At 36.8% G+C, this 2,139-nt stretch carries 2 protein-coding genes; both read left to right on the top strand.

Annotated features, from left to right (window positions below):
- Positions 1-361: 361 nt before the first annotated feature.
- On the top strand, positions 362-1,162 hold the full coding sequence (locus tag FD07_RS11790) for a ParA family protein (protein WP_020090524.1): 801 nt from the start codon (positions 362-364) through the stop codon (positions 1,160-1,162).
- A 1-nt stretch (position 1,163) separates the two neighbouring features.
- A complete protein-coding gene (locus FD07_RS11785; protein ID WP_020090523.1) occupies positions 1,164-1,511 on the top strand; it encodes a DUF5388 domain-containing protein in 348 nt (115 codons plus the stop codon).
- Positions 1,512-2,139: the final 628 nt, after the last annotated feature.

Genomic DNA, 2,139 nt, shown 5'->3' with positions numbered 1-2,139 from the left:
AAATCGCACCGGCCATGATATAATAACCTATAAATTAGAAGATTGTTTGGCGCTCACCGATTCCCGTCGGTGGGTGTTTTTTTATGTTCTATTTTTACTACGGTTATTATTATATCAGTTATCAAATTTTTGGTCAACTTTTCTTGTGTACAGTACACCGTACACCGTACACTGTATCTTGTACACTGTACACTGTGTATTGAATACTGTGTACTGTACACTTAAATAATTTCATTAAAAAGCCGTCATTCCGCATTCAATTGTTAAGGATTTTTTTCTGTACATTGTGTACTGAGTACGGTACACTGTACACATAACACAGTACACCGTGTACCGTGTACGAATGGAGGATTTATAAAAAATGATAATTAGTTGCGCCAATGAAAAGGGTGGTACTGGTAAAACATCTACTACAGCCTTAATCAGCTGGGAATTATCAAATATGGGATATAAAGTGCTTATGGTAGATTGTGACCCTCAAGCAAACCTAACTGATTTAATGATAAAAACAAAAAGTCACGAAAATTCCAACATCACAATTGATCCATCTCTTTTCGCATTACTAATTAATGGAAAAGACTTAAATGACGGCATCATTAACATTAAGAACAGTCTTGACTTAATACCAGCTGCTGCTGATATGAACTTATTCAGTCGGTGGGTTGATAAACAAGACATTGATGAAAAAGCTAAAGTCAGCTATCTTAAAAACTCTTTGTCAAATATATCTAGCAAATTCGACTTCGTGTTTCTTGATGTAAGCCCTACAATGAGTTTAACAAACGATAACGTTTTTATGTGCTGCGACTGGATCATTGTTATGCTACAAACTCAGCAAAGAGCATTGCTGGGAGCAAAAAGTTTCTTAAGCTATTTACAAACGAATTTAATTGACGAATTTGGAGCAAAAGTAGATGTAGCAGGTATTCTTCCAGTTCTTACAAAAGGGCAATCAATTATTGACAATGCCGTTCTTAAACAGGCCGTAGAAGAATTTGGGGAAGACAACATATTTGAAAATGTCATTACTGCTATGGAAAGAGTAAAGAGATATGACCTTACTGGAATCACTGAAAGCAGTCGTTCTGTTTGGGATAAAGCTACTCACAGCACATATACGGCTGTTGCTACTGAATTAGTATCTAGATTGGAGGCAGAATAATATGGGGGGACTTTTGAAACACGGTAATGATGATCAGGTAAAAAGTCCTGATAAGAAGGTAAACGTAAATGTATCATCAATTTCTAGAAAGCAAGCAGGTTTTGGCGAAGATAGTGCGGAAAAAATTCCTACCTTTGATGTAAACATGCGAGTTGATAATCATACCAGAAATGCCGTTTTGGCTTTGTCTAAAGCAACAGCTGATAAGCGTTCAGCTAGTGAAATGGTTTCTTTGATGATTGAAAGTTATCTTGAATCACTAACTCCCCAAACACGCGATACTTACGATGAATTGGTATCGATGATGGAAACAAAGGATAAGCTTGACTATAAACTAAAAAGTAAATAATCACGCGCCCTCAGACGACACGTTCAGCTTTTAGACGTATACTTGTCCGTTTAAATGAAGCAGAATGCACACAAAAAATCCCTCTATTATGCGGAGTAGGGGCCTTTTTTGTCGTTACTTTATAATTTCCAAGAGATACTTTGAGTGCCCCTGACAGCTTCATAAGGTAGTATTCGTATGTATCTGGTATTATTTATAAAGAGATAATAAAAGGACCCCCTAGCGATAAAACTAGAGGGCCTTTTTAACTCTGCACAAATTGATGAAGGTAGTATTTGAGGTGAAATGCTACAGTAGGTAGTATAGCACTTTTAGTGTATAAGAAAAGCCCTCACCAGAATACAAGTGAGGACCCACCACTCAATACACGAAAGGGCATTCTCGTGCTTCTTGATAGTATCATTTTTTCAGACAATAAAAAAACCCCAATTAACCAGAAAATGAGGACTCAGAAGAAGATGTTGCGTATTATACACGCATCCATATTGTAACACTTTTGGTATATAAGAAAAGCCCCTATCCGTGGGGGATAGGGACTTCTCTCAATCAATCAGTTAACACACACGCACGTACACAGAGATACCTCTCTATGCAAGGTAATAATGGCAAATTCTATAATTAATCCGAA

It is taken from the genome of Levilactobacillus parabrevis ATCC 53295, from assembly GCF_001434055.1.
GTDB lineage: Bacteria > Bacillota > Bacilli > Lactobacillales > Lactobacillaceae > Levilactobacillus > Levilactobacillus parabrevis.
Note: the sequence above shows the minus strand (reverse complement) of the source record. Positions and strands in the feature narration are given on the sequence as shown.